This is a genomic window from Patescibacteria group bacterium, from assembly GCA_028707065.1.
In the GTDB taxonomy this organism is placed as follows: Bacteria; Patescibacteriota; Patescibacteriia; order Patescibacteriales; family WJLG01; genus JAQTUZ01.
Genome location: JAQTUZ010000019.1, coordinates 1 through 24,805, shown reverse-complemented (window position 1 = coordinate 24,805; position 24,805 = coordinate 1). Strand labels below are relative to the sequence as shown.

At 41.6% G+C, this 24,805-nt stretch carries 25 protein-coding genes; 3 read left to right on the top strand and 22 right to left on the bottom strand.

The features are described from left to right. The 5 genes from PHE24_05810 to PHE24_05790 form a co-directional block, all read right to left on the bottom strand. Positions 1-127 (bottom strand): 2Fe-2S iron-sulfur cluster-binding protein (locus PHE24_05810; protein ID MDD4902619.1); only part of this gene is annotated, 127 nt, incomplete at its 3' end. Positions 128-284: 157 nt separating this feature from the next. Continuing rightward, the gene (locus tag PHE24_05805) at positions 285-1,334 is read right to left on the bottom strand and encodes an NADH-ubiquinone oxidoreductase-F iron-sulfur binding region domain-containing protein (protein MDD4902618.1); all 1,050 of its coding nucleotides are present in this window, start codon (positions 1,332-1,334) and stop codon (positions 285-287) included. A 106-nt stretch (positions 1,335-1,440) separates the two neighbouring features. Beyond that, positions 1,441-2,457: a type I glyceraldehyde-3-phosphate dehydrogenase gene (gap, locus tag PHE24_05800; protein MDD4902617.1), complete on the bottom strand. Its 1,017-nt coding sequence runs from the start codon at positions 2,455-2,457 to the stop codon at positions 1,441-1,443. A gap of 200 nt (positions 2,458-2,657) precedes the next feature. Then, complete coding sequence (locus PHE24_05795) at positions 2,658-2,933, bottom strand: hypothetical protein (GenBank protein ID MDD4902616.1); 276 nt, start codon at positions 2,931-2,933, stop codon at positions 2,658-2,660. A gap of 112 nt (positions 2,934-3,045) precedes the next feature. Continuing rightward, positions 3,046-3,549 carry a hypothetical protein gene (locus PHE24_05790; protein ID MDD4902615.1) on the bottom strand — a complete coding sequence of 168 codons (504 nt, stop codon included), beginning with the start codon at positions 3,547-3,549 and terminating at the stop codon, positions 3,046-3,048. 191 nt (positions 3,550-3,740) lie between these two features. Between PHE24_05790 and PHE24_05785 the strand changes: the two genes are divergently transcribed. Further along, positions 3,741-4,034, top strand: a complete 294-nt coding sequence (locus PHE24_05785) for a hypothetical protein (protein ID MDD4902614.1) — start codon at positions 3,741-3,743, stop codon at positions 4,032-4,034. Positions 4,035-4,518: 484 nt separating this feature from the next. Here PHE24_05785 and PHE24_05780 read toward each other — a convergent pair whose 3' ends face one another. Continuing rightward, entirely contained in the window at positions 4,519-5,247 is a 729-nt protein-coding gene (locus tag PHE24_05780; GenBank protein ID MDD4902613.1) for an SIMPL domain-containing protein, read from the bottom strand. A 165-nt stretch (positions 5,248-5,412) separates the two neighbouring features. Between PHE24_05780 and PHE24_05775 the strand changes: the two genes are divergently transcribed. Next, positions 5,413-6,105 (top strand): hypothetical protein, encoded by a 693-nt coding sequence (locus PHE24_05775; GenBank protein ID MDD4902612.1) that lies wholly within the window; start codon positions 5,413-5,415, stop codon positions 6,103-6,105. A 352-nt stretch (positions 6,106-6,457) separates the two neighbouring features. Here the strand turns inward: PHE24_05775 and PHE24_05770 are convergent, their stop codons facing one another. Together PHE24_05770 and PHE24_05765 are read right to left on the bottom strand one after the other, a co-directional pair. Beyond that, positions 6,458-6,823, bottom strand: coding sequence for a hypothetical protein (locus PHE24_05770; GenBank protein MDD4902611.1), 366 nt, complete (start codon positions 6,821-6,823; stop codon positions 6,458-6,460). Positions 6,824-6,918: 95 nt separating this feature from the next. Next, positions 6,919-7,638 carry a pseudouridine synthase gene (locus PHE24_05765; GenBank protein ID MDD4902610.1) on the bottom strand — a complete coding sequence of 240 codons (720 nt, stop codon included), beginning with the start codon at positions 7,636-7,638 and terminating at the stop codon, positions 6,919-6,921. 219 nt (positions 7,639-7,857) lie between these two features. Here PHE24_05765 and PHE24_05760 point away from each other — a divergent pair, with 219 nt between their 5' ends. After that, positions 7,858-8,601 carry a histidine phosphatase family protein gene (locus PHE24_05760; protein MDD4902609.1) on the top strand — a complete coding sequence of 248 codons (744 nt, stop codon included), beginning with the start codon at positions 7,858-7,860 and terminating at the stop codon, positions 8,599-8,601. A 75-nt stretch (positions 8,602-8,676) separates the two neighbouring features. On the opposite strand, the gene PHE24_05755 is transcribed toward PHE24_05760, so the two are convergent. The 14 genes from PHE24_05755 to PHE24_05690 form a co-directional block, all read right to left on the bottom strand. After that, on the bottom strand, positions 8,677-9,915 hold the full coding sequence (locus PHE24_05755; GenBank protein ID MDD4902608.1) for an NAD(P)/FAD-dependent oxidoreductase: 1,239 nt from the start codon (positions 9,913-9,915) through the stop codon (positions 8,677-8,679). 77 nt (positions 9,916-9,992) lie between these two features. After that, positions 9,993-10,379, bottom strand: coding sequence for a hypothetical protein (locus PHE24_05750; GenBank protein ID MDD4902607.1), 387 nt, complete (start codon positions 10,377-10,379; stop codon positions 9,993-9,995). Between the two features lie 54 nt (positions 10,380-10,433). Beyond that, entirely contained in the window at positions 10,434-10,970 is a 537-nt protein-coding gene (locus PHE24_05745; GenBank protein MDD4902606.1) for a class I SAM-dependent methyltransferase, read from the bottom strand. Positions 10,971-11,064: 94 nt separating this feature from the next. Further along, positions 11,065-11,679 (bottom strand): lactate utilization protein, encoded by a 615-nt coding sequence (locus tag PHE24_05740; GenBank protein ID MDD4902605.1) that lies wholly within the window; start codon positions 11,677-11,679, stop codon positions 11,065-11,067. Positions 11,680-11,749: 70 nt separating this feature from the next. Next, positions 11,750-14,161, bottom strand: a complete 2,412-nt coding sequence (locus tag PHE24_05735) for a cation-transporting P-type ATPase (GenBank protein MDD4902604.1) — start codon at positions 14,159-14,161, stop codon at positions 11,750-11,752. Positions 14,162-14,431: 270 nt separating this feature from the next. Further along, positions 14,432-15,343 (bottom strand): hypothetical protein, encoded by a 912-nt coding sequence (locus PHE24_05730; GenBank protein MDD4902603.1) that lies wholly within the window; start codon positions 15,341-15,343, stop codon positions 14,432-14,434. Between the two features lie 97 nt (positions 15,344-15,440). Further along, a complete protein-coding gene (locus tag PHE24_05725; protein MDD4902602.1) occupies positions 15,441-17,348 on the bottom strand; it encodes a hypothetical protein in 1,908 nt (635 codons plus the stop codon). A gap of 109 nt (positions 17,349-17,457) precedes the next feature. Beyond that, positions 17,458-17,853, bottom strand: coding sequence for a hypothetical protein (locus PHE24_05720; protein ID MDD4902601.1), 396 nt, complete (start codon positions 17,851-17,853; stop codon positions 17,458-17,460). Positions 17,854-17,866: 13 nt separating this feature from the next. Beyond that, entirely contained in the window at positions 17,867-20,452 is a 2,586-nt protein-coding gene (locus PHE24_05715; protein MDD4902600.1) for a hypothetical protein, read from the bottom strand. Between the two features lie 70 nt (positions 20,453-20,522). Further along, on the bottom strand, positions 20,523-21,347 hold the full coding sequence (locus PHE24_05710) for a class I SAM-dependent methyltransferase (protein ID MDD4902599.1): 825 nt from the start codon (positions 21,345-21,347) through the stop codon (positions 20,523-20,525). A 26-nt stretch (positions 21,348-21,373) separates the two neighbouring features. After that, positions 21,374-22,528 (bottom strand): glycosyltransferase, encoded by a 1,155-nt coding sequence (locus PHE24_05705; GenBank protein ID MDD4902598.1) that lies wholly within the window; start codon positions 22,526-22,528, stop codon positions 21,374-21,376. A 5-nt stretch (positions 22,529-22,533) separates the two neighbouring features. Beyond that, entirely contained in the window at positions 22,534-23,412 is an 879-nt protein-coding gene (locus PHE24_05700; GenBank protein ID MDD4902597.1) for a methyltransferase domain-containing protein, read from the bottom strand. A 56-nt stretch (positions 23,413-23,468) separates the two neighbouring features. Beyond that, complete coding sequence (locus PHE24_05695; GenBank protein ID MDD4902596.1) at positions 23,469-24,074, bottom strand: CatB-related O-acetyltransferase; 606 nt, start codon at positions 24,072-24,074, stop codon at positions 23,469-23,471. A gap of 5 nt (positions 24,075-24,079) precedes the next feature. Beyond that, on the bottom strand, positions 24,080-24,805 hold a 726-nt coding region (locus PHE24_05690), incomplete at its 5' end, for a glycosyltransferase (protein MDD4902595.1).

The window sequence follows — 24,805 nt, the reverse complement described above, 5'->3', positions numbered from 1 at the left end:
CGGGAAAATCCGGATGCCAACACAAAGCCGGAATATCAATCCCATTTTGTTTGGCGACTTCCAAAACCGTCTGGCCCGGCTCAACGTGATACACTTTGCCGTTAATTGTTACCTTTAATTTATTCATTTTTTTAATTTGTCATCCCGAGCCCCTGGCGAGGGATCTATTTTGTACAAATTTCATTTTTCATCATTCAAAATTTTGATCTGACAAATTTCAACTTTACGGACAATAGATCCTTCGCGCGGCGCTCAGGATGACAAAAAATAAAAAATTTATGGTTTTAAAAAAGCTTCTTAATGCTTTCTTTATCGGTATCCTTTATATTTAAATCTTTATTTAACAAAACATTTTTTATATACGATTCAATGGCCGTTGGCACGGATAATCCCAAGCCGCAGAACGATGATTCGGAAAGATCGTCAAGGATATCGAAAAATAGTTTCCAGTCAGGATTCTTAACATTAATAGTTTCGTATAAACGATAAGTTCCTTCGCGGCATGGGACGCACTGGCCGCAGGATTCGGTTAAGAAAAAACCGATCCAATGGCGGAAAAGATCGCGGGCCGGCCATTTAGACGTGCGGTAAATAGTTAAAGACATCGCGCCGGTTGGCATAGCATTGAGCTGATGCTGATTCAAAACTTCGCCGGCCGAACCGCCGCCGACTTGGACAAAAAAATCATACTTGGGCCAATTTCTGGTTTCGGCGATCGCATGCTGAATCGAGCGATTGTCGCTTAATTTATAAACGCCGGGATGGGCGCAATCGCCGTTAACGCTATAGAATCTGACTGTTTGATAAGTTCCTTCAGCGATTTTCGCCGCGTGATAAAAAGTTTCGACATTATTAATAATGGTCGGCTCGCCCCAAAGTCCGCGCTCGGTCGGGAACGGCGGTTTTAATCTTGGTTCGGACTTCCCTCCCTCAATCGTATTTAAGATCGTAGTTTCTTCGCCGCAGATGTATCCGCCTTCTTCCGGCTTCACAAAAATTCCGATTGGGGCGCCGCGCTTTTGAATTTCACGCGCCAAAAACCGGCCATATTTCCGGGAATAATCGTGATTGATAAAAATATATCCTTCAACCTTAACTTCATGCTCGTGCAAAAAATCGATTGCCATCATCATTCCGTCCACAACTTTTTCCGGCCAATTTTTCAAAATATAGCCGTCCTTAAAAACATTCGGCTCGCCCTCCGAGGCATTGCAGATGACGTATTTTTTCGGCCCGAAAGCATTCTTAACCGCCTGCCACTTATCGGCAGTTGGGTATGATGCGCCGCCGCAACCCTTCAGCCCGGCGTCTTTAAGCTTAGTTATTATATCCATAAGTCTTCTCTCTACGAATTACGAATTTTTACGAATATACGAATTCAAAAACCCCGCATGAATTAGCTGATTCGTATATTCGTAAAAATTCGTAGTTCGTAAAGTTCTATACCAAGTTATTCTTCCTAATATATTCCGCCATATCCGCCAAACGGTTGGAATAGCCCCATTCGTTGTCATACCAGGAAATAACTTTAAGCAGATTGCCTCCCACGACTTTGGTCAAAGACAGATCAACGATCGAGGAATAAGGATTGCCGATAAAATCAGTCGAGACCAGCGATTCGTTCGTATAAGTCAAAATGCCTTTTAATTTTTCCGTCTTTGATGCCGCAATGATCGCGTTATTGACGGTTTCGACATCAACTTCTTTCTTCAATAAATAAACCGTGTCGCAAATGGAAACAACGATGGTCGGCACGCGCAAAGACAAGCCGTCGAATTTTCCTTTCAGGACCGGGATGGTCAAGGCGGCAGCCAAGGCGGCGCCGGTCGTGGTCGGAATGATGTTGGCGGCGGCGGCGCGGGCGCGGCGCAGATCCTTATGCGGGCCGTCCACCAAAACTTGATCGGCCGTATAAGCATGAGTCGTAGTCATCATCGCTTTCTCAATGCCGAATTCTTTTTCAATCACCGCGGTCATCGGCGCCAGGCAATTGGTCGTACAAGAAGCCATGGAAAAAATATTGTCTTCCGCCGTCAGTTCTTCTTCGTTAACGCCCAAAACGATCGTTTTCATTTCTCCTTCCCCTTTTGACGGCGCGGTCAAAACGACTTTCTTGGCGCCGGCTTCCAGATGCATGCTCGCCTTATCGATACTGGTAAAAATTCCGGTTGATTCGATCACCAGATCAACATCCAAATCTTTCCAGGGTAAAGCCATGGGATCTTTGATCGCAAAAACCGGATATTCCACGCCATCAACAACCACTCCCTTTTCTGTATGCGAAACCGATTTATTGTAAATTCCATAAGCGCTGTCGTATTTCAATAGGTGCGCCAATGTTTTAGTGTCGGTCAGATCGTTTAAGGCGACGATCCTGTTTTCCGGGTGATTTTTGTCCAAGATGGCTTTGAAAGCCGAGCGGCCGATCCGGCCAAAGCCGTTGATAGCGATGTTCATAGATTAGTCAATTAGTTGATTAGTTAATTGGTTAATTAGTTTTAGATTTAAATTATAACACAAAAATTATTTATTATAAACATAATCCGAACCTACAAAATATACTAATACTACGAACCCTACGAACCGAAAACCAGATTGGTTACAAAGTCAGCTTTCGTAAAAAAATTTGTAGTATTCGGGTATTTCGTAGGTTCGGATTATTTTTTACTTTTTACTTTCTTGCTTCCGCCGCTGAAGTAAGCGATCAGAAAACAGATGATAAAACCGTCCATGAAGCCAAAAAACAAAGCATTGATACTGCCGGAAAAGCTGATCTCGTAGCCGGGATAGATTCCGCCGACCATATTCAAGAAGGCCGCGCCATAGCCGGTGGCCGTTGAAATTAAAGTCGATAAAAATAAAGTTAAGCCCCAAAAAGCCCCGCCGATGGCGGCGAATTTGTAAGGATGTTTGAGCAGCGATTTATTTTTCATTATCAATTGCCGATTGTAATACTAATCCACGAATACATACTAATATGACGAATGCGTGCTAAAAAAATATTCGTTAAATTAGTATGTATTCGTATGACATTAGTATTACAATTTATCTTTCCAATATCTTTCTCGCCTTCCCGCCAGTGATCACTTTCCCGCCCACGGTATTTTTGCTGATCAATTCCAAAAGCTCGAACGGCGTCGCGTGCAAAAAATTTCCGGCGATATTCATTTTTATCCGCTTGGCCATCGCCTTGGGCAAAGATTTGACCAGCATAGTATGAATAAAAGCCGGGGCAAAAAGATAGATTGACATCGCCCCCTCCTTCGCTTCCGCTTCCCCAACTTTTTCTTCGAACTTGCTCGATAATTTATTAAATAAATATTCTTTATTCACTTCATGGTTAGGGTTGCCCATCCGGCTTAATTTGCCGCCCTTCTTGCCGCCGAAAAATCCTTCGTTGTCTTCATATTTCGGAACCAGCTCTTCGATCTCGCCAACTAAATCAATTTCACCGTTGCCGGCGATAAAAAATTTAGCCCGCCGATCCCCGGCCACGGCCAATAAAACTCGTTCATTTTTAAACTGGTTTAAACCTGATTTGATTTGCATAAGATGATTTAATTAATTAATATTGCCTTAATCATTTTAACATTTTAACGGCAAACTTGAAACACTTTGAATAAAATGCGATAGCTCTTGCCAATTTACCGAGAACCATTGACAAAACAATTATAAAATGATAACTTTAAATGACCTTTCACGCCTCAAAATCATCCATCAACAAGCTAAAAGGAGGAAGTATGTTTGATGTTGAAACTAAAAAAAGCCGAAAAATCCGGAATGGCGACACTATTATGTTTATTGAAAAAGAAGGAATTCTTCTGGCCCTGGATAAAAACAGGGTCGAAATAAACTGGACCGCCATGGAAACCAAAAACGGCAAATATGACATTGCATTTTTGAATAAAAACGGGGAAAAAGGCTTTGAAGAGTTAGCCTATGTTCTTTCGTTAGCGCTTAACCTGCGAGCGGAAAAAAATACCAGCTATCAGTATCCGGCTTTCACTTTCAGAAAAAAATTCAGAAAAAAATAACGCTAAAAAGAAAAAAGGCAAAAATTGCCAAAGCCCGGTAAAACGAAAAAGAGCCTCCTACCCAAGAGGCTCTTTCTGTTTTTTTAGGCGCCGAATGCCCTGGCTAATGGTGTCAAATAGACGGCGATTATGCCAAAAATGACACAAAGGCCGAATATCAGCCAGACAACTGCCGCGTGATTTTCATTCATTAAATTTTCTTAAAAGAACTTTCTTTTTATTTTAAGGGCATTCGCCGACAGCCCCCTGTAGAGGCTGTCTAATAAGTTCATTTCTACTGCGACTTTCAAATTTCGGCATAATTTTTTCTAAATTTTCTCGCCTATACACCCGTATAAGCTCAAAAAATTATAAAAAATTCTGCTCGAAATTTGAAACTCTCGCTACGAAAGCAACTTATTAGACAGCCTCTTTAAAGAAAGAGCTTCTATTTTAAAAAATAAAATCCCATCCGCCCTGGGCGGAGGGATCATTTATTTAAAAATTATTTAAGATTAAAAACTACTTTGACGGTGATCATTATTTCCTTGTCGATGCTGGAAGTGTCGTAGCTGCCGTAATCGGAAATATCCACCGAATTCGGCGACAGCACCTGCACCACTCCCATATCGACGGTTTTAATCGATTTGATTATTTTGCCCGAACCCTCGGCGATCTTATCGGCCCGCGCTTTGGCATCCTTGATGGCATCCGGCAGCATCGAGATTCTCATCTCGGCGAGCTTGGTATAGTAATATTCCAAAGCGGTCGTGGAAAAGAAAACATTTTGATCGACCAGCGGCTGGATATTGGCCGCCAAATTTTTGATCTTATTGACGTCGCTCGAGCGCACTTCGACGGTCTGGCTTAAAGTATATAGCTTGGGCAAATTGGAATTATTGCTGTTGTAATTATAATTTTCCTGCATCATCACCGGATAAATATTTATTTCTTCAGCCTTGATGCCATTATCAGCTAAAAATTTTCTTACCGCGTTCTCATCTTTTTTCATCTGCGCGTAGCCATCCTTGGTTCCGGATTGCGCGATGATCCGCGAAAAGCTGCCAGTCCATTTTACCGAATCGGAAGTGACGCGCTGCCGGGCCGAGCCGGAAACAGTGATCTGATCCTGGGCGGCCTTGATCGTTATGAGCGACCAAGCAATGATCGAAGTGCCGATGATCAAAGAGATGCCCAAAATTACGCCGAATAAAATTAATTTTTTATTTTCCATAAATTAAATATTGTTTTTATGATTAAATTGTATCATTTTTGCTCGCACCGTCAAGCCCATAAAATTAAGTCGTCGGGGAAAATCGGCCAAATTGACTAATATTTACAAATCTGCTAATTTACCTTGTTACAATATTGTTCCTTTCACTATAGCCAGGAGCCAATCATGAATAATATAAATGAACATGAAACTGAGTTAGACGTGCGGCCGGTCATTATCTACCTGATTGCCAGCGGCAAATCCAAGATGAAAAAAAACGGCGTTTATGCTCTTACTGAATGGGGCAAGGAGAAATTGCAAGCAAGCATTAAAAAGAATTTCCGGGGGCTACTTTCAACTTTGCGGCCTGATTATTTCTTCTGCTCGGGAAGGTATGATGAAATGGAAACGCTCGATCTGCTAACCGGTTTGCTCGAATGGAAAAACAACGGCAAAAGCAAGAGAGTCTACCCGGGATTAAACACCATCCTTCCTCCCGGCGTAAAAGAAATCCCGAGCAAACGCTGGTGGAAAAGAGCCAAAGCTTGCGCCAGGTTAAGACCGTTCAGCTTTTTTGGGTGGAAAAAAGTACGCACCAGACATTGGTTGGCTGCCGGTGGTCGGACGGCCGATGATATTAAATTAAACACGGACCAGGCCATTGACGGAATCATCCGAATCATTGCTTTGCACCCCAAAGGGGTTGAGCGGCAAATCGGGATCATTTCCGGGCAGGCGGAATACTTCAACCTCCTGAAATACAATTTGGATCTAATCCCGCCAATTCATCCCGGCAACGTTATCAAATATCAATTTTTTGTCAGGGGATCAAAGGCGGAAAGGATCGACTGCCTTAAGCGAACATTATTTTCAGCCTAAACAAGGCGAAAACAAAGGCGGAAAGCATCAAGCATTTCCGTCTTTTATTTTACTAAAACAGCGGCTGACAAATTATTATTCATCAAAGATGGTTCAAATTTTTCGCTGATGAATTAATACCGCAAATTGCCGACTTTTTTCCCCTGTTTTTTGCGATGTTTTTTCAGGGCGATCTTTTTTTTCTTGTACATATTTTTATTTAAAGGCTTATTATCGTGATGTTATCTTAGCACAGAACGCTTAACTAAAAAAGGTGGCGCAAAAAGGGATTTTAATTTATCGGTTATTTATCATAATTAAAAAACGCCTGGTTTTAGCCAAACGCCTTTTTTCTTTTTTATCGTATGTCTTTTTATTGCCGCAAGCCTTCGCGACACTTTTTTTGTTCGCTCAATGCCGCGATAAAATGAGCCGTTTTAAGACTGTCGAGAAGCTTATCTATTGTGAGCACCCAGACATTGGCCGGCAAAGCATACTTGATTTTTTCATCAGCCGGAATGTAAATAAATGTTTGGTTGATAAATTCTCTGGCCTCGAACGCTTTGCTAATCTGGTCAACAATGATTAGATCGGTTGTGAAATGGCTGTTATCGGCAAAAACGGTTTTCACCAATCCGCCATCAATGATCACTTGTTTCAACAGGGCCTTTCTTTCAGGGTCATCGCAATCGACGCAAATTGATACCTCAGGCAAAGTTTCAATCATTTTCGCAGCCATGTTAATCCCCTTCTGCTAATGTGTATTGATTTACATTTAATGTGTATTGGTTTACATTATTAAAGCACATCTTTTATTTTTTGTAAAGACCAAGCTTAATTTAATCCCAAAACATTAAGAAATTCTTTTAATTCCAGACCAACGATCTGCCGATACTTTCCCGCCGGCAAGCCATTCAAACCGATATTCATAATTCTTAAACGATGCAGATCAACGACTTTTTGTCCCAGAACTTCGCACATCCGGCGGATCTGATGTTTTTTGCCTTCAGTCAAAATTATCAAAAAAGTCTTGTCGCGGATCTTTTTGGCGCGGCATTTTTTAGTAAGATAGCCGTCATCAAGCTCGACGCCTTGCGCCATTTTATGCAAAAATTCCGGGGTGAGCGGACGATCAACGTCAACTTCATATTCCCGTTCATGGGCAAAATCCGGATTTAATAATTTGTCGGTAATCCGCCCATCGTTAGTCAGAATTATCAAGCCGGATGACATTTTATCCAAACGGCCGATAGGGAAAACCGGAAGATGAAAGCGCAAAATATCCGCAATACTTTTTTCTTCCCCTTGCGGACTATGGGTGATAATCCCGCGCGGTTTATTGAAAGCCAAATAAACCAAACTCTTCCGGCCCAGATCAACTTCAACTTTATCGCCGGCCTTAATCATCTGCCCCGGCTCCCCCGGTTTGCCATTGACCGTGATTTTGCCAGCCTTAAGCAGCCGGTCCGCTTCTTTGCGGCTGGAAATATTTTTCAAGGCCAGATATTTGTTGATAATTACGGGGTATTCAATTCCTTCTTGAGTGTTATCCATTATTAAAGATAAATTAAAATATAATCCGAACCTACGAAATATCCGAATACTACGAACTTTTTTACGAACACATTTTCGATTTGTAGTTTTTGGGGCGTTCGGGTATTTTGTAGATTCGGATTATCTATATTATCAGGAAAGCGTGAACTTATCAAACCGCTCTTACCCAAATCGGAAAAAAGTTATAAAATAAAGACAAAGAACTATTAATTATTTTCTATGAGCTATTTGATCTTGATCCGCCACGGCCAATCGCGCTGGAATTTATCCAACAAATTCACCGGCTGGGTAGACGTGCCCTTGAGCCGTTTGGGCGTCAAAGAAGCGGTTTTGAACGCCAGAGAATTGAGGCAGCTGAAAATCGACGTTGCTTTCACTTCCGAACTTTCTCGGGCGCAGGAAACGCTGCTGATTATTTTATCCAGCCAGGATCGGACCGGAATTTTTTTGCACCGAGGAGAAAAAGACGGCGACCACGATCGCTACGCTACCAGATTAACCGGCAAGGAAATCCCCATCTATTCGACGCCGATTCTGAATGAGCGGTATTATGGCCGCCTGCAAGGAATGGACAAAGCGCAAGCCAGAAAAAAATATGGCGAAAAAAAAGTTTTGGAATGGCGGCGCAGCTTTACCGGCCGGCCGCCGGGCGGCGACAGTCTGGAAGATGTTTATCAGCAAGTGATCCCCTATCTGCACCGGGAAATAACGCCTTGGCTCGCCAAGAAAAACAATGTCATCATCTCCGCTCATGGCAATACTCTGCGGGCGATCATCAAACATCTGGAAAATATTTCCGATGGCGATATCGCTCACATGGAAATATCCAATAGCCGGCCGATCATTTATCGCTTTCGTAAAGGAAAGTTCAGGCGCGCTAAAGGCGAATTATCTTTCAAACGCAAAATCTATTGGCGCGCGCCGAGCCGGAAACGGCTTAAGCGCGGCAGATATAGATTTTGATTTATACCAAAAAATAGTCATCACGTGGTGGCTATTTTTAGTTCGGCTGCCGTGGGAACGCAATATTTTGCGTTCCTACGTATTTATCACGCCTTCGCCGGCGACGTAACCCGTGCTCCAGCAGGCCTGCAGATTGAAGCCGCCGGTCGGGCCAGAGAGATCCAAAATTTCTCCGGCTAAAAACAGATTATCGATAATTTTCGAACGCATTGTTCGGGGATCAACTTCGTTTAACGCCACTCCGCCCGAAGTAATGATCGCCTGATCAAAACCAGCCAAGCCCCCGATCGTCAAAAAAAATTCTTTTAAAAGATGCAATAATCTTTTTCGCTCTTCGCGAGTAACCGAATTTACTTTCTTGGCCGGATCAATGCCGGAAAGTTTAATAATCACTGGGATTAATTTTTGCGGCAGCAGCTCATCAAGATAATTTTTAAACATTTTATTGGGCGCCGCAGCGAAATCTTTTTGCAAGCGCTGATCGAGCGTTGGGTAATCCAGGGCTGGTTTAAAATCAATGGCCAATTTAAGCTGTCCGGGCAAATACTCGCCGATGGCTCCGCTCAGATCGATAATTATCGGGCCGCTCATCCCGTCGGCCGTAAAAATAGCTTCGCCGAACCGGGAATCGATCTTTTTGCTGTTTTTATACAAACCGATCTCTACATTCTTTAAACTCAAACCTTCCAATTCTTTAACGATTTTTTCTTTAACGATTATCGGCACGAGCGCCGGCGATAATTTCGTGATCGTGTGGCCCATTTTGGCAAGCCAGGCATAACCGTCTCCGGTCGAGCCGGTGGCTGAATAAGATTTGCCGCCAGTGGCCAAAATATATTTGTCAGCGACAATAACACGCCCGCCGAACAAAACGACTTTTTCGATCCGCTTGTCTTTAACGGCAATTTCCTTAACGGCCGAATTATATCTGATTTCCACTTTTGCTTTGTTTAAATAATCTACCAGCGCGTCCAAAACATCGCGCGAACTATCGCTCGTTGGGAAAACCCGATTGCCGCGCTCAACTTTGGTCTTGACTCCTTGTTTAGCAAAAAAATCAATGACGTCAGCTACGCCGAATTTTTTCAGAGCCGGATAAAGAAATTTTCCATTCTTGCCAAAAGCCTCGATCATTTCCCGCTCCGAGTCGGTTTGGTTGGTAATATTGCAGCGGCCTTTGCCGGTAATTAATAATTTCGCGCCCAAACGCTTATTTTTTTCCAACAAAACCACGCGGGCGCCCAATTCGCCCGCTCTGCCGGCCGCCATCATTCCTCCCGGGCCTCCGCCGATTACCGCCACATCATAACGCATAATTTATCATTTAATCTCAAACTAATTATATCATAGAATAAAAAACTGCGGTGTTGGGAAAACCGCAGTAGCTCGACTTATTGCTTGGCCAAAACCGCATCGATATCGGCGGTATTCTTAACTTGGCGGATATCGACGTCAATCACGTCCACTCCGCCGCCCACCAAATAATTTCTAATCTCTGAGCTATAATCTTTTCGGCTCGGCAAGCTGATGAACCAGAAATAGCTTTTTTTATTAGGGACTTTTTGCTCCAGACGCATCGTCAACCAATCGACAATGCTTTTTCCTTTCAAAGTGCAAGGCTGCTCCGTTCTCTGCAGCGCCCAAGTCGAAGTCTGCGGACCCTTATCGCTTTCCAGATAATCGACGTAAAAAACCAGATCAAATCCTTTGTCTAATACATGGCGAACCCAATCGCCATCGATTCTCGTGGCTAAGATATGCAAATAGGCCGCTTTCACTTTTACCTCCTTAATTAAGTGTTCCAGCCGTTATACCACAAATTAATTTTTTCGTCAATCAGCGCTGCTGATAAACATAGATATCGCCTTCCTGCTTGATCGGCGTCCAGGTGGGGAAAAAAAGTGATTACAGATGACAACGGCGCCCGGCTTCAATTCGCTCAATAATTTCTTCTCCAATTTTTCCATGATATAGAAAACACCGAACAAAACCACCACGTCATACCGCGAAAAATCTTCCTGCCAATAATTCGCGCGCTTTATGAAAGCTCTTCCCCCGCAACCAGCCAATTTAATTTTTAATTTGGAATACCAGGCCAGGAACGGATTGATTTCCAGACCATGGGCGATAAAACCGTTTTGCGCCAAAGTAATAACGATGCGGCCATCGCCCGAACCCAGATCGACCGCAGTTAAATTTTCTCTTCCCGCCGCCGCCTCCTTGATCAAGGGCATCATCTTCTTTATCTTATGGCGCGAAGAAACCGCAAACGGCGCGCCGGTAAAGATCGGCACGCCGAAGGTAATAATAAAAATTATCAAAGCAATCGCCAGCAGAGCGGCAAAAATCAGATATAGATAAAAAAACATAGATTAAATATCCAATATCAAATAACCAATACTAAAAAAATATTTAAATATTAAAATATTGTTTGGCTATTTTTTATTGGTTATTTGATATTTTCTAAAATCCGAGAATTTCGCTGACAAAAATCAAATTTATTTTTCTGAAAGGTAAGACTTCCCGCTCGAAGATCACGATTTTTCCGATATCGCTACCCTTCGCGCCAATGCTTTTCTGGCGCTGATCCTCCAGCGGCAGGCAATATTCCCAGACGCGCTTCAAACCTTCATCCAAGTTTGGAACGATCTTTTGCGCGCCGACTATCCAAATCACATTATTGCTGGAAAAAACATAGGAAGGCAATTGACTGCCGGTATTGGAAACGATCACGATCTCTCCCTTTTCCGTTACCGCGTGCACCGAGCCCAGAAAATATTCCGCCAGACAGCTTTCTTGCCGCAATCTCCCCTGCTTCGCCGGATCAGATTCGGCGAAAATTTTATCCTTAAAACTCCGCCAAGGATGTTGACCGGTTTTGAGAATATCCACGAAACCGATCTGTTCCAGGGTGGTCGATCCGCCGGTCATGATTTCCGCGCCCGCCGGTAACAATTTTTTAACCACCTCCAACGCTTCGCCTTTGTTTGCCACTACTTGCGCGGAAATGTTTCTTTCTTTCAAAGCCGCCGCGGTTTTTAAAATCGTGCCGCTGCCAGCCAAGACATTGTAGTTCATAGATTAAGATTTAAGAATAACGATTTAAAAATTAAGGCTTAAATCATAAATCCTAATTCATAATTCCTGCTTATTTTTTAAAGATAATTTTTCTTATCTCCAATAAACCGATGAAGGCGATGACCGCGGCCGCGACAATGATCAAATTAATGACCTTAAGCGGTTCCAAATTGAGCAAGCGGCTGAAGACGGGCAGATACATCGCCGCTAAAAGAAAGGCGACAGCCGCGATGCCCCAAAGATTGATGATCTTATTGCTGAAAAAGCCAAGCGACACCAGCGTTTCTTTTTTGGCCCGCGAAACAAAAGCCAAGGCGATATGGCCGATGATCCAGGCGGAAAAGGCCATGGTCTGCGCCTCGAGCACCGGGAAATGCCGGGACAAAGCGAAAAAATAAACGCCAATGACCGCGACGAACAAGAACGCGCCCTTAAGCAAAACGTCCAGAATTTCCGGGTTGCTGAACATGCTTAGCTTGGGATCTCTGGGCGGCCGGGTATAAATATTTTTTTCAGCCGGCTCGGAAACAAATCCGCTCGAGGCGGCCAGATCCATGAATAATTCCAAAATGATGATCTGAATCGGCGCGAACGGCAAAGGAATCGCGAGTATTGCCGGCAAAAGGAAAATCATGATCAGCGCCGCCTTGACTGACAGATAATATTTTATCCCCTTCTGCAAATTATCAAAGAATTTCCGGCCTTCGAAAATCCCCTTGGCGATCGTAACATAATTGTCATCGGCCAAGACGACCTCGGCGGCTTCCTTGGCCACGTCCGTGCCTCTGATCCCCATGGCAATGCCGATATCCGCGCCTTTGAGCGCCAGCGCGTCGTTGATGCCATCGCCGGTCACCGCTACCACCTCGCCGTTCTTTTGCAAGGCTTGCACCAGCCGGTATTTATGCTCCGGAGTGGCGCGGGCAAAGACCGAATTGGTTTTAACCGCCTTTTGCAATTCGCTATCAGACAAACCGTCCAATTCCTGGCCGGTCATCGCCTCGCTGCCATTTAAAGCTATGCCAACCTCGGCGGCGACAAAAGCGGCGGTGAGAGGATGATCGCCGGTAACCATTATGGTGCGGATGCCGGCTCGGGCAGCCTCGGCAATGGTTTTTTCCACTCCCGCGCGAGGCGGATCTTCAAAACCGATCAAACCGACAAAGTCCAGATTTTTTTCCCATTCGGTCCAACCGCCCTGATCAAGCGCGGCTATTTTTTTTACGGCAATGGCGATCACCCTTCTTCCTTTGCCGGCTTCATCCGATAATTCCCGCCTGGCTTCATCGCTTGCATCGGCGCAGCAAGAAAAAATTTCCTCGGGGGCGCCGCTCATGATCAATTCAAAACCTTCGGCCGCTTGGCGGATGACGCTTCTGGTTTTTCGGCCGTCGCCAAAACTCCGCTGCAATTTGATCGCCCCCGGCTCGCCAAGCTTCATTTCTTCGGCGCGGCTGATTATTTCCAAATCCAGGGCGGACAAAGCGAAGGTGGACAAAGACGAAAAAGCCTGCCGGATAATTTCTTGCGGCCGGTCAGCGGGATAAAGCGAGACGATCTTCATCTTGCTTTCCGTGATCGTTCCGGTTTTATCGGTCAGGATCACGGTGGCATTGCCCAAAGTTTCCGCCGCTTTCAATTTTTTTACCAAAAAATTATGGCGCGACAAAGTATAAGAACCAAGCCCCAAAACCATGGTGATGACGATCGGCAATTCTTCCGGAATAACCGCGAAGGCCAGAGACAAGCCGATCAAAATCATCATTTTCAAATCCTGGCCGCGGAAAAAGCCAATCACCGGAATCAGGATGGAAAAGAAAATAGCCACGTAAACCAATTTTCCCGCCAGCGATCTCATCGCCAGCTGCAACGGCGTCCGCGGCGCTTTGACTTGTTTGGCGATACTCGCGATCTTGCCGATCTTGGTATTTTTTCCCGTATCCGCCACTTCCGCCATTCCTTCTCCTTGCGTCACGGTTGTGCCGGCGTAAATATATTCGTTAATCTTTTTTTCCGCCGCGAAAGATTCGCCGGTCAATGCCGATTCATCGACTTCCAAGCCGGGCGTTTGCGTGATCTTGGCGTCAGCCGCGATCTTTGTCCCGGTAATCAGAACAAGTAGGTCGCCGGGCACGACGTTCGCCAAATCTATTTCCATGATCTTCCCCTCGCGCCAAACCTTGGTTTTGGGCGCGCTGATTTCGCCCAAAGCGGTGATCGCTTTCTTGGCGCGGAATTCATTATAAACTTCCACGAAAACCAAAGCGAAGATCACCGCGAAGATCGTGATCGCGTCCCCCAATTTTCCCCAGATGCTGTAAACCACGCCGACCACCAGCAAAAGCAGGATCATCGGCTCGGTAACTTCGTGCCGGGCGATGCCGAAAAAACTGATCTTTTCCGGTTCATAAATCTGGTTGGGTCCGAATTCGGCCAAAAGCCCTTTTGCCTTTTCCGCGCTTAATCCCGAATAATTATTCATAACTTTTTTAATGAATTATATTGTTAAAAATCTGAAATTCTAATATTACTTTTGACCCCGGCAGAGCCTCGCCCTTCGGCAAGCTTGGGACGGGCGAAGCGGACTCTGCCGCGATTAGCGACCTGACAAATCAATAATATATCACTTTCGATTATATCATTTTAGGCTTTGAGTGTCATTTCAAACGCGACCCCGCCCAAGGTGACCGAACAAATCAAAAACGCCAGCTTTGAGCTGACGTTTTTTTATCTTCTTTTCTTCAGATCTTAATTATCTTTTCGCGCCGGAATAAGCGATGGCGCGAACCACGTTCCAGGCCAAAGCGCTGGACGGGGCATAGCCGTAATAATGGCGGAAAGTATTAATGGCGACCTTTTCACTGGCCAAATTGCGTTTAGCCGGTATCAAACCGTAAGATATAATTGTAACCGCGTTCGAATCGTAGGTGTTGGTCATTACCGGATTACGACCGTAAACTTTTTTAAACTCAACTTTAGCCTGATTTTCCGCAACCGCGCTGGTTTCACCCGGCCAGCGGCCATTGGCGATCTTAAGGATATCAGACCAACCCGACTCGGCAACCGGCATTTTCTTAAAGGCTTGGAAATACGAATTAACGACTCCCGCCCGTTCACCGGCGCCTAATTTCAAAGTGCTGGGAGTTCCGTAGGTGATAAAATCATTAACCGTTGTTTTTTCCACCGAACTGATTTGGTTGTCCAGAGCAAAAATTGACTTATATGTTACTAAATTGGCTTGTGCTTTGTTCGCGTCGATCGAAGTTCCCAACATCGTCAATAAAGTTGGCGTATTATCGGCGCTGATAAGCGTAGCTTCGTTAGCGATTGTCGTCAAAACATTAGCAGCCGGGGTAGTCACGTTTTCCGGAGTTGACGGAGTCGTTACGTTCGCCGTCTGACCGCAAACTGCCGTTCTCGCCGCTTGTTGAGTCGCGGTTAATTGGCAATAAGTCGGTAATTGGCTTAAGACATCGCGATACTGATAACCGCTGGCGCACGCTTTCCAATCGCCATAGACGACGCTGGAGCAGTACGATACGCTGACACTGCCGCCGTAGCCGTAAGCCGCTTGAATGTTAAATAAATTTCCTTTGTCCAGTTTGCCGGAAACAATGACGATTGCCGCCACCGCCAAGCTTAAAATGATCGCTTTTTTGAGCATAATTTTTTACTTTTTAATAATTTTATTTAAACCAAAAAAATTGCGAATCTTCATTATGGAGTTATCCACAGTCTGCCTCCTCGTTTAATATTATACATTACTTCGCACTGACCGTAAATAATTTTAAATCATTTTCCTCTAATATTGGCTTAATTTTACCCTGATTAATAAAATTATATTGATACTTATCCGCGCCAATCAGATCAGGGAGAGAAATTATGTACTTAATTTTATTCTCTTGCAAAACATCAAGCATCATCTCGGCGCTCAAATTATCATCGGTAATCATTTTGTCCAGCGCGATATATTTCCGATCGATATAATTGCCGGACGCTCCCGGCATTTCCATATTGCGGCTTTGGATAATTTTACCGCCGAAAAATTGGTCAGCCGGATTGGCCGTGATCAATTTATGATTAAAATTCAAAGAAAGATAAGCATGCCAGGGTAAGAATAAAATCCGATAATCTTCTTTGTCCTGATCTAAAATTTGTTTGGCTTTATACCAGGATTCCGGATACCAAACCGGCTGCAATTGCCGGGCAAATCCGCCCAGCTCGGTATATGTTCCTAAAATCGCCAATGTCATCAGCAGATAGACGAAATATTTCTCAATTCTTTTCTTCTGCCAAAATTCGCTAAGACAGCTAACGCCCCAACCGCCAAAAATCGCGTAAACCAAAACCAGATAGCTGGTCCATTTTTCACTATCGCGGAAACCTCGCCAAAAAGAAAAATGTTCGAACAGCCACCAATTCAAATTTTTAAAAATAGTATCCCCTGCTCCGCAAGAAAAAATAAAACTGCCCAAGCCGATCAATGTTAAAGCAATCGCCAACTTTCTTTTTTCCTTTACGCCCCAAATAATGCCGCTAATTATTAAGATAAGCAAAGCCAGCGTCGCGATCAGCCAAAAAACATAATTATCTTTCGGCCAAATGAAATAGCCCGCCCAATTTTCATGCTCTTCCCAAAACCCATACAAAGACAAAACATTAACGGCCGTTCCTAAATGCTTATCGCCCGCCGTCTTGAACGCCTGCCAATTGGATTGATCAAAATTATTAATGACCGACGAATCTTGATTAAGAAAATACGGCACCAGCCAGTAAGAACTGATTGCCAAAAAAACCAACCCACCAACCAGAAATTTTATCGCCCAATCCCACTGGCGAGTAAAAGTCCCCTCTATTAAGAGGGGTGGTTCCGCCGCGGAACCGGGGTGTGTTAAATTCCCCTCCCCGGGAGGGGTGCCGAAATCCCCTCTATCAAGAGGGGTGGCCGCGCCGCGCGGACGGGGTGTGTTAGCGAGGCGGGGTGGATTAAAATTCCCCTCTCGAGAGGGGTGGCTCGTCCCTGACGAGACGGGGTGTGTTAAATCCCCCTCCTTCTCAAGAGCCTGTCCTGAGTTTGTCGAAGGAAGGGGCTTGGGGGTGGTTTGTCTTAAGAAAAAACTCACCGCAAAATATCCCGCCAGCACCAGCACACTCATCACGAAAAGATGCAACGAAAAAATATTTATCAAAATCAACCAGCCGAATAATTTAAAAACACTTTTCCAAAGCGGCTGGCGATGAAATCTGATCAGCGCCGCGATAAACGGCGGCAAAAAAGCATAAGCAAATAGAACGGTTATCTGACCGGCCAAAAATCTTTCATAAACAAACGGATTAATCAGATAAACCAGCGCCGCGAAATAGCGGGCATAATTTTTCTTCGGCACCGGCAGATAAAGATAAGCCAGATAACCGATCAAAAAAAACAAGCCGAGAATTAATATTTTTTGAATGACCCAGCCGGCCAAAAATAAATTCAAAAATTTTAACAGATAGATCAGCGGCGAGGAATTTAAAAAATTGCCTTCGCTGAACCAAGCATTAAAGTTCAAATGCGGCGCAAAAACCATATCCAGGGTTAAAATATACCCCGGCCAAAACATTTGCCATAAAACAACCAGGCAAACGATTGCGAAAAAAAATATATTACCTAAAGTCTCCTTTGACATATTTATTTGTCATCTCCTCTTTTTGCAATTCCGCGCTTTTTTGTCATCCTGAGCGCCGCGCGAAGGATCTATTTAGTAAACATAATTCTACCGCAAGAAAAATCCTATTTTAATCATCGTTTTCTTCGCCGGCAACCTGTTTTGGATTGCTCCAATATTCAACAATCTGCAAAACCACCGTCATGATCAAAAAATAATAGGCGTAAACGGCCATTTGTTCAGCCAAAGTTTCATTCTTAAAAATCAGCAAGAACGGACAGCAAGCCAGGGAAACCAAGGCAAAAAAAGCGACGATCCTGGCGTCCCACTCAAAAAACAAAAAGGAAATAAACACCAGCCACAATAAACCGGCGCTGATTCCGAGTTTCCAGAAAATCAATACTTCTAAAATTACCAAAACCGCCAGCCACCATTTTTTAGCTTTGATCCAGCCCGCGAATGACCTCAAAATACTTTTATTCAGGCCGGGAATTTTAATAGTTATGACAATATCATCTTTTTCCATATTTTAAATATCGCTATTTCATTTCTTTGCGTCTTTTCTCTCTGCGCCAAATAATTATCAAAAACCCGAGGCAACCCAAAAGTGTTGCGCCCGAAACAAATAAGCCGAGATAGAACAATTGTTGGGGCCAAAATTCCACCACCATTTCAAAATCATAAGATCCATCCGCATTCTTGACGCAAGCACTCCCCTCCTTTGCAAGGAGGGGTTTGGGGGTGGTTTGCCCGCAAATTTTGTCCAAATCGATTATCCAGCTGTTAGCATAACCGTTGGCCATAATATGATAGTTGTCGGCAATCGGCTTCTTAAACCAAGTTTCATAAAAAGCGCCATTGGGCAGATTATCATTTTGGATCGTATCCTGAAAATTTTTCGAAACAAAATCAATTTTATATTTTTCGTTATAATCTAAAACTTCTTTATTATTCACCCATTTATCATGCCTGATCTTTTTTTCTTGCAAATCACCGAGCGTCGAAACATATCCCCGATTGATAAAACCTTTTACTTCATCGGTTGTAGCCTGATCATCTTCATTGCCATCCAATATTTTATAATTCGCCAAATTACTACTTTCAACTTTACTAACTTTATAACTCTTAACTAAATACGCCTTCCAGCCCCGATGAAAGGATTCGGAAAAAACCAGCGGAAAATTTTCCTTGGCGCCATGAATGATTACCCGATATTTTGTCGGATCAATCTTCTTGTATTCGATAACCGGCGTATTGTCAATGGTCTCCTCGGCTAAGTCGCCAGTTCCAAAATCAACACTTTTATCAATATTAAGATTGTTCCTGACCGTGGCCTGATTATTAAAAAATATTGCGGCACGAGCTTCATAAATGGAATTCAAAACTACCGAAGATAAAGCACCGGATTGATTAGGATATAAAATTTTATCTGGGGTATAAAAAACACTAATAGGCGGCCTATTCAACGAATAAACCCTGACATAATCATTCTCTAACGCAACTGTAAAATTTTTCAGAGCATCCTCGTATTGAGCCAAAGTATTTTCTCTATAAACCAAATTAGTGGCTTTTGTCAGCTGGTTATAGTCCAAATCCTTATTCAAAATTAAATACTTGATATTTAGGAGCGCCAAGATCCTCTCGTTTATATTCAAATTGCCATAAAGAGCGCTGTTGTATATTTCGGTGTTATTTTTATAAGAATAGCTGTCGGCTGGATTCCAGATAATCCCCTTTACCAGCAGAGGCAGCAATAGGTTGGCGCCGCCAAATTTAGCATCATTTTTCCAGATAAAATCTCCGAAATAATTTTTATTGACAATGGCTACGTTAAAATCCAATTTTTGCAGATTCAATGTCTGCGCAATCTGCCGGTAATCATCGGGAATTTTTATTCGATGTTGCGGTTGCGGAACCAGATTTAGTACAATGGGAAAAGCATAGATTAGAATCGCGCCTAAAGTCAAAACGAGCAGAAAATTTTTAATTTTTGTTTTAATTTTTGATTGCACGAAAAATATAGCCAAACCAAGGGAAATGCCAAAAAGGTATAAAGGATAAAACTTATTATCCGGACTGCGAAAAATCCAAAAAAATGGAATGTGCAAGAAAAGCCAACGGAATAAACCTCCCGTCGGATCTTGGATTCCGTTTGCTAAAAGCAGCCCCAGAACGATTGTTATGCCCGAAAAAAAAGATAAAAAATGGTCTCTCTGCTTAATGAGCAAACTGCTTAAAGACAAAATAGTTATAAAGAAAACGCTTAATATCAACCACGGATTATAAAAATAATGATTAATAAATTCATAGAAATACCCTCCCGTATACCGCTCCGTATACAAAAGAAAGTAACCCATTTGCTTGACTAAACCAAGTATCCCCTCGCGCTGCATAGTTAAATTCACATAATCCAGCCCAATGCCAGTATTGGAAAATTCCTGAGATTTAACTCCAAGAATCACATAAAGCAACGGAATAATGACAAACAAAACGCTCAAGAAAGAAAGCACGCAAAAAATTACTAATCTTTTTATCATTACCGATAACTGAATTTTTCTAAAAACAACGGAGAGCACGATCAACAACAAAATAGTAATCCCCCAATAACCTATTATGACCGGTGGGTCAGAAATATTAATCGAATTTAATAGCAGGATCAGCAAGCCTGAAAATACATATTTAAATCTACCCGTTATCAAATAACGATAAATTACAACCAAAAGCAAAGGAAGCAAACCGTAGGATATTAAAAAAGCCCACTGAACCTCGTGCCAGCGCTGAACTACGAAAAAATTTAGACCGTAGAACGAGGAACATACCAACAAATAAATTTTATTCCTGCCAGTACTATCAAGGAATGTCCGCAAAAAATAATACATTGAGACAACCGGCAATACGAACACCAGCGAAAGAATAATCGCTCGAATTACAAAAGCTAATTTTATCAGATTGAACAAATACAAAATCCCGGCGAAAACAATCATTCCCTGGTTGCTCAGAAGCGTCCCGTTAAAGTAATCAGACCACATGGAATAAAATAATTTGGCAAAATCCAAGGAAGGATTGATCAAAATTGAACCATCATGGCCGAAGATTGCATTACCGCCTGAAAACCAAAAAAACATCGGAAATGCAAAAATTACCGCAAAAACAAAATATTCGTAGTGAATTACAAATATAGTTTTAAAATCAAGATTATGTAATATTTTCATTATCAGATTTTAAACATTTAATATAAAAAATGTGCGATTTTTTTTGGAAAAAGGCATGCTTTAACAAAAAAGTTTCCATACTGTTTGATAATTTTAGCATTTGATCATAAAAGGGTATTTTTTTAATAAAGAATAGTTTATTCAGCCAATCGAAAATAAAAACAAATAAATGGCCAAAGCCCATCTCTTCTATCTCGAAGCCGGCCGCTTTTAATTGATTTGTAGTTTCCTCAATGTCCACGTTGTACTTCGCGGGAATATTTCCGTCAATAACCAAATCGTTAGAAAATCTTTTTTTAAAAAAATTGGGGAGATAAATAAAAATATTTCTGCCAAAATTAATTATAAAATTATTATAAGAAAGATCAGAAAGAAAAAATTTTCCGCCCGTTTTCAATTTTCTAAATATTTCATTAAAAATTACTAGGTGGTCTTCGGAATGGTGCAAAACATTGATCATATAACACCCATCAATACTGCCATCAGCGATTTGAGGTATTTGATTATTTTGAATCCTGAAAAAATGATAACTATCTGCATTATATTTATCGGTTATTCTCTTTATCGCACCCGCCGAAATGTCTACCCCATAGACAACGGCACTAAAATTTTTAGTCGTTTCTAGATACAAATCTAATGTCACCCCAATGCCGCAGCCGTAATCCAAAACAGAATGGATATTCTTTAGCCAATTGAATCCCAACAGAATCTCCTTAACTGAATAATCGAAAAAAAAATCTTTCTTTATTTCCTTATCGATCTTGGAGTCTATATCAAAAAAATATTCTTGATCCTTGATAATCGGCATATTAATAAAACTCTGATTTATTTTTATCAAATTTTAATATCCTTAAACAATTCTTCAAAGATTATGTTCCAATTAAATAATTTACCAAATTTTATAGCATTCGCGCGATAAAGTTCATAATTTTCCGAGATTTCCAAAATTTTATCGGCAAAATCCCCGGCGTCATAACCAGCTATCAAGCCCGCTTGATTGGCAACGATATCCTTGGCAATCGGCGGAACATCGGTTATCACGATCGGCAGTCCGCAACCCAGATATATTTTTACTTTTCCCGGGTCGGCATAATAACTATAGCTGTTTTCGTCTGCGGGATAATAAGGCGCGATGGCAATACCGCATCTTAATAAAATGCCGTTAATTTCATCCTGGTTCTCGATCCGACCTCGCAAGTTAAAGTAGCCGCCTAAATTGTTGGTATTTATCGCCTGCGCAAGATAATCGACGTCGCCATTCCCGATGACTTCCATTTTAAAATCTGTCAGACCGGAATCTAATAATGCCTTAACTGTCGGTACGAATAATTCGCAACCTTTGTTTTTCAGAATGTTTCCCAAGTATACTATTTTGTGCCTATCGTGGTTCTTGCCAGCCTCGTTATTAAAAGACATGGAATTATTGCCGAATGGCGCCTCCTTAAAATTTACGCGTCGCAAATCAATTCTGCCATCTTTTTCCCTGCCCTCCAGCATTTTAACATTTAGGGGCCAAACTACATCACTATGATAGCAAGCGATTTTATCTAAAAAGTAATAAACCGAATCGATTAATTTATTGTCGAACCTGACTGGCGTATAATCAATTACAACATAGGCGACTTTTTTAACCAGACCAAGTTTTTTAAAAAATAAACCTACAAAAGTCAACAAATTATTCGTCCCGACGAATAAATCGATATTTTTAAAATAAATAAAGCCGTAGAAAAAACCGTAGAAAAAATCTTTAATATAAGAAATTATTTCTGGACTATCGAATTTTATCCATGACTCGCGTATTTTCAGTGTGTTATTTTGATGAAGGAATAATCTTATTGATTTAAGCGAATCTTTACCAAAAGGAAATCTGCAATGCAAAATGTCGCCATAATTCCGATTAACAAGATAATTAACCAGTTCCTCATCCCAATTGCCTCGTCTAGAATTATGCCCATTATGCGAATATATTACGATTTTTTTATCGTTCATAATTATCATCTCTTAAAAAAACAAATTATGTTGCTGGCAAAAATCACTCTGTTCTCCTTTTTCTCGTCTTCTTTTTCCATTTTAAGCTCGTTGAATATAATCTTTTTTAAAAAATGATTAATTAATGCTTTTAAAACTTTTTTTGAATGGCCGGTGTAATATGTTTTAATCAATTTGAAATCCTTTAGTTTGTTTGTCAAAATTTTTTCATCGTATCTTCTGAGATGCCCTATTCGCCGGTCGTGAACAATATTTGCGGGAATGAAAATTGGATTTAGATATATAATTGACAATGGCGCAGTAATCATTAACCCCGAAGTATTCTTACAGACCCGGCTCATTTCCGCAATAGCTTCTTTTTCCTTCGGCAAATGTTCCAGTACGGCATTGGAAATGTAATAATCAAAAATACCGCGCTTAAAAGGTAATGCCTCGGCGGAACAGCAAATAAAAATAATTTTATTTAATAAATTTAATTCCGCGGCAACCTTCCTTAAATTTATCAAATTTTTTAGCGTTAGGTCACAGGCTATTACTTTCGCACCTAGCTTGGCCAATTCTAAAGCTAAATATCCGCTCCCCGTCCCGCAATCCAAGACTAATTTATTATTTAAATCTCTAAAATTTTTCAGGAATCTTTTTACGTAGCTATTTTGCCATTCTTCAAGTTTATACCGGCAAAATCTGTCGTTCATTTCATGCTCAAAATAATTTATTTGATCAATATAGTGCCCACTTAATAAGTCTCTGCATTTCAAAACAGGAATCTTTTCCCTAATTTCAAAATTCGTTTTGCAAATTTTACAAACTAAAACGTTGTCCCCGCTAATCAAATCACTTTTGCATTCGGGACAGCAAAGGTGAATCAAGTATTCGTCAAACATTTATTTGCATCTTAATTTACAGTTATTATCATGCCAGCTTTTCTATACGATTATATTCACAATTTAATTGAATAATCCTTAATGATGCTCTCTACCTCGGAAAGATAATTATCACTAGAGTAATCAACGTTTTTTATTCTAACATCGTTCATTTCTCTCTCCTTAATAAATTTTGCTGGCACCCCACCATAAATTGTATAGGGAGGGACATCCCGGTTGACGACAGCTCCGGCGGCGATAACAGCACCATCACCAATATTGACGCCACCTAAAATTGTGACATTGCAACCCACGTAAACATCGTTGCCAATTTTAATATTCTTAATTATATCGGTCTGATTAATTCTTCTATATTTTTTAGAGAATGGCGAATAATAATCGTTAAATTTATAATTAAAATAATTATAAAAATTATGCTGGTGCGGCATACAATATAACCCATCAGCGATAGAACAAAGTTTACCTATTGTTATGTTTTCCAATCTTCTCGGCCGGTACAAATAACTATATTCGTCAATGAAAACGTTGGGGCCAAAAACGGTCCAGCCGAATATATTTACTCCTTTCTTTAAAACTGGTTTATTAACTATTTTCGTTATCAGATGCCTTACGGGTAAAGGCATTTTTTGAAAAACAGGAAAGTATACTTTTGAACAATACATATATATTATTTATAATCCCCACTGGTTAAATAAACTATCCCCACCAATCCTCTCAAAAAATACATTCCTAATGTTAAAATTGGATGAGATAATAACTTTTTCCATTTACCATTTTCTATAAAAACTCCGAAATATCTATAATATAATCCAAACTGTTTTTTTACATCCAGATCGCTCTTGCCCCATTTGGAAAAATATTTTTCAAAGTTATTTGAATAATAGGCCTTTTTGCTCAAATATTTTTTTAAGTTAAATTCCGCTTCGTTATGATAAAGCTGAAGGCTAATAATGCCAAATTTACCTAACTGTTTCAGTCTTTTATCCAAATCCCAATCTTCACAAGCATAAAGATTTTCGTCAAAGCCACCGACTTTCAAAAATGCTTCTTTGGTGAAAAATCTTAACCCGTCGATAACAGTGCCGTTGTAAAAGGTTCTTTCAAATCTTCTGACTTTGCTCCACCAGCCATCGCCCGAGATTATTTCCGGAATATAAAGCCCTACTAACTGCATGTCTTGCGTCATTTTAGAAACACACTCCTTAACTACCCCATTATCTATGTTCATATCCGCATCAAGAGACAATAAAAATTTTCCTGTCGATTTTTGCAAGAGACCATAATTTTTTTGCGCACTTCTCGCCTCAGTTCCCGACTGATGATAAGAAAAAACATTTGGTGTATATTTCAAGGCTATTTCCTTAGTCTTATCAGAACTCATATCCACGACAAT

What these genes read in the sequence shown, in the direction of transcription:
- PHE24_05805 (MDD4902618.1), bottom strand. Translation starts at nt 1,334, where the DNA reads ATGGATATAATAACTAAGCTTAAAGACGCCGGGCTGAAGGGTTGCGGC.
- gap (MDD4902617.1), bottom strand. Translation starts at nt 2,457, where the DNA reads ATGAACATCGCTATCAACGGCTTTGGCCGGATCGGCCGCTCGGCTTTC.
- PHE24_05795 (MDD4902616.1), bottom strand. Translation starts at nt 2,933, where the DNA reads ATGAAAAATAAATCGCTGCTCAAACATCCTTACAAATTCGCCGCCATC.
- PHE24_05790 (MDD4902615.1), bottom strand. Translation starts at nt 3,549, where the DNA reads ATGCAAATCAAATCAGGTTTAAACCAGTTTAAAAATGAACGAGTTTTA.
- PHE24_05785 (MDD4902614.1), top strand. Translation starts at nt 3,741, where the DNA reads ATGTTTGATGTTGAAACTAAAAAAAGCCGAAAAATCCGGAATGGCGAC.
- PHE24_05780 (MDD4902613.1), bottom strand. Translation starts at nt 5,247, where the DNA reads ATGGAAAATAAAAAATTAATTTTATTCGGCGTAATTTTGGGCATCTCT.
- PHE24_05775 (MDD4902612.1), top strand. Translation starts at nt 5,413, where the DNA reads ATGAATAATATAAATGAACATGAAACTGAGTTAGACGTGCGGCCGGTC.
- PHE24_05770 (MDD4902611.1), bottom strand. Translation starts at nt 6,823, where the DNA reads ATGGCTGCGAAAATGATTGAAACTTTGCCTGAGGTATCAATTTGCGTC.
- PHE24_05765 (MDD4902610.1), bottom strand. Translation starts at nt 7,638, where the DNA reads ATGGATAACACTCAAGAAGGAATTGAATACCCCGTAATTATCAACAAA.
- PHE24_05760 (MDD4902609.1), top strand. Translation starts at nt 7,858, where the DNA reads ATGAGCTATTTGATCTTGATCCGCCACGGCCAATCGCGCTGGAATTTA.
- PHE24_05755 (MDD4902608.1), bottom strand. Translation starts at nt 9,915, where the DNA reads ATGCGTTATGATGTGGCGGTAATCGGCGGAGGCCCGGGAGGAATGATG.
- PHE24_05745 (MDD4902606.1), bottom strand. Translation starts at nt 10,970, where the DNA reads ATGTTTTTTTATCTATATCTGATTTTTGCCGCTCTGCTGGCGATTGCT.
- PHE24_05740 (MDD4902605.1), bottom strand. Translation starts at nt 11,679, where the DNA reads ATGAACTACAATGTCTTGGCTGGCAGCGGCACGATTTTAAAAACCGCG.
- PHE24_05735 (MDD4902604.1), bottom strand. Translation starts at nt 14,161, where the DNA reads ATGAATAATTATTCGGGATTAAGCGCGGAAAAGGCAAAAGGGCTTTTG.
- PHE24_05730 (MDD4902603.1), bottom strand. Translation starts at nt 15,343, where the DNA reads ATGCTCAAAAAAGCGATCATTTTAAGCTTGGCGGTGGCGGCAATCGTC.
- PHE24_05725 (MDD4902602.1), bottom strand. Translation starts at nt 17,348, where the DNA reads ATGTCAAAGGAGACTTTAGGTAATATATTTTTTTTCGCAATCGTTTGC.
- PHE24_05720 (MDD4902601.1), bottom strand. Translation starts at nt 17,853, where the DNA reads ATGGAAAAAGATGATATTGTCATAACTATTAAAATTCCCGGCCTGAAT.
- PHE24_05715 (MDD4902600.1), bottom strand. Translation starts at nt 20,452, where the DNA reads ATGTTTTTTTGGTTTTCAGGCGGTAATGCAATCTTCGGCCATGATGGT.
- PHE24_05710 (MDD4902599.1), bottom strand. Translation starts at nt 21,347, where the DNA reads ATGCCGATTATCAAGGATCAAGAATATTTTTTTGATATAGACTCCAAG.
- PHE24_05705 (MDD4902598.1), bottom strand. Translation starts at nt 22,528, where the DNA reads ATGAACGATAAAAAAATCGTAATATATTCGCATAATGGGCATAATTCT.
- PHE24_05700 (MDD4902597.1), bottom strand. Translation starts at nt 23,412, where the DNA reads ATGTTTGACGAATACTTGATTCACCTTTGCTGTCCCGAATGCAAAAGT.
- PHE24_05695 (MDD4902596.1), bottom strand. Translation starts at nt 24,074, where the DNA reads ATGTATTGTTCAAAAGTATACTTTCCTGTTTTTCAAAAAATGCCTTTA.